The 3,789-nt window shown below is 76.3% G+C and carries 4 protein-coding genes; 1 reads left to right on the forward strand and 3 read right to left on the reverse strand.

What is annotated here, in order from left to right:
- Positions 1 to 115: 115 nt before the first annotated feature.
- The 3 genes from HCJ92_RS22960 to HCJ92_RS22970 are packed head-to-tail and all read right to left on the reverse strand — an operon-like array spanning position 116 to position 2,837.
- The gene (locus HCJ92_RS22960) at positions 116 to 727 is read right to left on the reverse strand and encodes a hypothetical protein (RefSeq protein WP_167935526.1); all 612 of its coding nucleotides are present in this window, start codon (positions 725 to 727) and stop codon (positions 116 to 118) included.
- A complete protein-coding gene (locus tag HCJ92_RS22965) occupies positions 724 to 2,088 on the reverse strand; it encodes a DUF7224 domain-containing protein (protein WP_167935527.1) in 1,365 nt (454 codons plus the stop codon). The genes HCJ92_RS22960 and HCJ92_RS22965 overlap by 4 nt, the downstream gene beginning before the upstream one ends.
- Positions 2,088 to 2,837 (reverse strand): ATP-binding cassette domain-containing protein, encoded by a 750-nt coding sequence (locus HCJ92_RS22970; RefSeq protein ID WP_167935528.1) that lies wholly within the window; start codon positions 2,835 to 2,837, stop codon positions 2,088 to 2,090. Before HCJ92_RS22970 ends, HCJ92_RS22965 begins: the two co-directional genes overlap by 1 nt.
- Positions 2,838 to 3,069: 232 nt before the next feature.
- On the opposite strand from HCJ92_RS22970, the gene HCJ92_RS22975 reads away from it, so the two are divergent.
- Positions 3,070 to 3,639 (forward strand): dihydrofolate reductase family protein, encoded by a 570-nt coding sequence (locus tag HCJ92_RS22975; RefSeq protein ID WP_167935529.1) that lies wholly within the window; start codon positions 3,070 to 3,072, stop codon positions 3,637 to 3,639.
- Positions 3,640 to 3,789 lie beyond the last annotated feature (150 nt).

Consider the following 3,789-nt stretch of genomic DNA (forward strand, 5'->3'; position numbering starts at 1 on the left):
GTGCGACGCCGGCGCCGACGGGCGGTCGCCGCGTGCGGGCCCGCGTCCGTGCCCCGGAGAGCAGGAGCGCGTCCGTGGTGCGACGGACTGCGAAGGCCGGGCCGGCGCTGCGGCGTCAGCGCCGAGCGGGTCGGTCGCGGGTGACGGTGCGGGCGAGGCCGGTGGCGAGGAGCGCTGCCGAGCCGGCCCAGGCCAGCGGGTCGACCGGGTCGGCTGCCGGCCAGGCCCACCAGTGGGCTTGCTGCTCGGGGCCGTAGCCGAAGACCGCCACGGCCAGCGCCGCCAGGGTGGGCAGCAGGGTCGCCGCGTGGCGGCCGAACGCCTCGCGGGCGAGCAGCGCCAAGCCGACGCAGGCGCCGAGGTTGCGCACCACGGACCAGAGCGCCGCGTCACCGTCGCCGCCATCGCCCGCTCCGAACCCCGCGAGCAGCGCCGTCCCCACCACGACGGCGGTCGCGGCCGGCAGGGCCGCCGCCAAGGCGGCGTCGAGGGTGCCGACACGTCGCACGGTGGTCGCCTCGTTCGACGGTGCCCCGCCGCAGCAGACGATCAGCGCGACCACCGGCAGCAGCGGCGCGAACAGCGGCAGCGGCACATCGGCCGCGGTGGCACCGCCCAACTGCGGTACGGGCAGCGACGCGTCCCCGAACGGCACCACCAGCAGCCAGAAGGCGACCAGGCAGACGGCGAGCAGCGGCAGCCGCCGGGTACGGGACCACCAACTCATCGCGGCGCGCACCCCGCACGGGCGAGCGTGGCGCGGAACCAGGCGGCCTGCGCGGCGTCGTCGCCTTCCAGGGCCGCCCCGACCGCCGTCCACAGCTGCGGTTCGAACCGGTCACGCGCCTCCTGCGGTGGCGCACCGGCGCGGACGGTGAGCCAGGCGAACAGCTGGTCAGCGGCCTGAAAGCCCTGTTCGGCGGCGTCCACCGGGTCGGCGGGGCAGTCGGTTGCCGGGGTGCCGGCGTCGAGGAGCGCTCCGGTGAGGTCGGCCGCGAGGCCGGTGCGGATGTCGTCCGTGGTGAACGAGGCCGTCGTGCGGACGGTGACCGTCCACCGGTCCGGTGTCCCGGTGGACGGTGCACCATCGTTCGCAGCCCCCGCGGTCGGCGCGTACGCCAGTGCCTCGCCCGGGAGTTCGGTGACGAGTTCCGGCGGGTCGACGCCCACCGGGGCCAGGCCGGCGACCGCGGCCCGCACCACCTCGGCGGTCTCGTCCAGGCGCGGTGCGTGCTCCGCCCAGACGCACACCCGTGTCGCGCCGCCCGCGTCGACGCAGACCAGCTCGTCGGCCGACCGCGCCACCACGGCGTCCGGCCCCAGCCCCGACACCGCCCGCACCGCTCCCACCCCGGCGGCCACGGCGACCAGCAGCGCGGCGGCCACCACCAGCCCCGACCGCGCTCCACCCGGCGCTCCCCGGCGCGGTGTCCGCCGCGACAGCACGGCGGCGGCGACGGCCGTACCCGTCAGCGCGACGGCGGCCAGCGCCGGGCCGGAGACCCCACCTGCGGCCACCGACTCGGCGGCGGCGCAGCAGCCCCGCGCGGGTTGGGTGAGATGCCGCAGCCACAGCGGCTCCAGCGCCGGCGGGTACACCTGCCACAGGTAGCCGCCCACGAGTGCCACCGGCACGGACGCGGCAGGCGGCAGCCACACGCCGAGCGCGTACCCGACAGCGAGCCAGCCGCACAGCGTCACCACCGCCGCCGCCAGGATCACCGGCTCCGGCCACCCCGGCGCCGCAGTCATCCCCGCCCGCACGCCGACCAGGGCGACCAGCAGCGCCAGCAACCCCATTGCCAGCACCGGGATCAGCGACGCCGCGGCGATGCGGAAGCCGCCGCGGACCGGGGTTCCGCCGGCGACGCCTGCGCGCCGCAACCGCCCCGCCTCCCAGGCGGCGCACGCGGCCACCGCCGGCGCGACGAACATCAGCGCCGAGGCGGCCTTCGCGGTGCCCGCCACCCAGTAGCCGCCTGGCCCGCCGCCCACCTCCTCGGCGAACACGTACAGCAGCACCACCGCGAGCAGCGGTCCGGCCGCCACGAACGCTGCGTTGGCGCGGAGACGGAGCCGGAAGACCATCACTCCTCACCCTCCCCGAGCACCGCCGCGTAGGCGGCTTCGGCCTCCCGCCCGGCGGCGGCGCCCGGTGGGGCGAGCGCGCGGAACGCGTCCACCGTGCCGAGGAACCGGACGGTGCCCCCGGCGAGGACGACGACGTGGTCGTAGACCTCCCACAGGTCCTCGGTCTGGTGGGTGGAGACGATCACGTCGGCCACCTCCGACAGCCGCTCGACAGTGCGGCGGAACGCGGTGCGCTGTGCCGGGTCGAGACCGGCGGTGGGCTCGTCCATCAGGACCAGCCGCGCCGAGTGCACCAGGGTCTGCGCGACGCCCACCCGCCGCAACTGGCCGCCGGAGAGTGAACTCGCCTGCTGATCGGCCTTCTTGGCCAGCCCGACGCGGTCCAGCGCCGGGACGGCCCGCGCCCACGCCTCGCAGCGCGCCATGCCCTTCAGCCAGCCCGCGTACGCGACCTGCTCCCGGCACGTCATGCCGGGCACCGCCGTCACCTGCTGCGGCAGCCAGCCGACCTCCCGCCGATAGGGCCGCAGTTGCGCCCGGACCGCCGGGTCGAGAGCGCCGAACCGCACCGAGCCGTCGGTGGGGCGCAGCGCGGAGGCGGCCAGCGCGAGCACCGTGGACTTGCCCGCGCCGTTCGGGCCGAGCAGTACGGTGCGCCCGGCGGGGAAGGCCAACTCCAGCCCGTCGAGCACCCGACGGCCGCGGCGGCGGTACCGGAAGGTGCAGTGGTCCAGCACGACAGACACGTTCGGCGACCTCGGATGGGCGGGAGCGGGGCGGGGCCAGTATCGGTCGTGGGGATCGCTACCGGAGCGGCTGTGGCCGGATCGTGCTCCGGCGCCCCGGGGCGCCGGCCGACCGGCGCCGGCATCGTCCGTTGGCGCGAAAACGAGGTGACGGGCGGGAACGCGGAGGCGGCGCGGGCGAGGTCGCTGCTACGGTCCGGCGGTCGGTGTTTCGGACTCGGGGAGGGCGGCCATGCGAGAACTGGTCTACTACGTTGCCACGTCGATCGACGGCTACATCGCGGCGCCGGACGGGACGTACGACGCGTTCCCGATCGTCGGCGACCACATGGACGCCCAGATCGACGAGTTCGCGGACGCCCTGCCGGCGCACGCCGCCGCCGTGCTCGGAGCCAAGCCCCTCGGGGATCGCTTCGACACAATCATCCAGGGGTGGAACAGCTACCGCCACGCCCTCGACGCGGGCATCGAACGGCCCTACGCCCACCTGCGCGAGTACGTCGCCACCACGCGCCAGGACGCCGCGCCCGACGGCGTTACCTACACCGCTGACGCCCTCGCGACCGTTCGTGAGCTGAAGCAGGAGGACGGGGCGGGGATCTACCTCTGCGGCGGCGGGCGGCTGGCGGGCTCGCTGCTGCCGGAGATCGACCGCATGATCCTCAAGCGCAGCCCCATTGTCTTCGGCGCCGGAATCCCGCTGTTCGTCGGCGCCCCGTACGCGGCGGGTTCCTTCCGGCTGGAGAGCGCGCGCACCTTCGAGTCCGGCGTGGAGATCGTGGAGTACGTACGCGCCGAGTGAGCTTCCCGGCGCGGCGGCTCGTTCGCCGCGGCACGCTCACCGGAGCCCGGAGGGGCTCGCTGGGGCTCGCTGGGGCTCACTGGGACCCGGCGGCCCTGCCGGGCCCCGGTTCCGCGCCGGGGTAGGGCGGGCCGGCCGGCGGGCCCGGCC

This window comes from Streptomyces spiramenti (assembly GCF_012034385.1).
Taxonomy (GTDB): Bacteria; Actinomycetota; Actinomycetes; order Streptomycetales; family Streptomycetaceae; genus Streptomyces; species Streptomyces spiramenti.

Bases quoted from the DNA above. Each gene is read 5' to 3' on its own strand.
- HCJ92_RS22960 (WP_167935526.1), bottom strand. From the start codon at position 727: ATGAGTTGGTGGTCCCGTACCCGGCGGCTGCCGCTGCTCGCCGTCTGC.
- HCJ92_RS22975 (WP_167935529.1), top strand. From the start codon at position 3,070: ATGCGAGAACTGGTCTACTACGTTGCCACGTCGATCGACGGCTACATC.
- HCJ92_RS22965 (WP_167935527.1), bottom strand. From the start codon at position 2,088: ATGGTCTTCCGGCTCCGTCTCCGCGCCAACGCAGCGTTCGTGGCGGCC.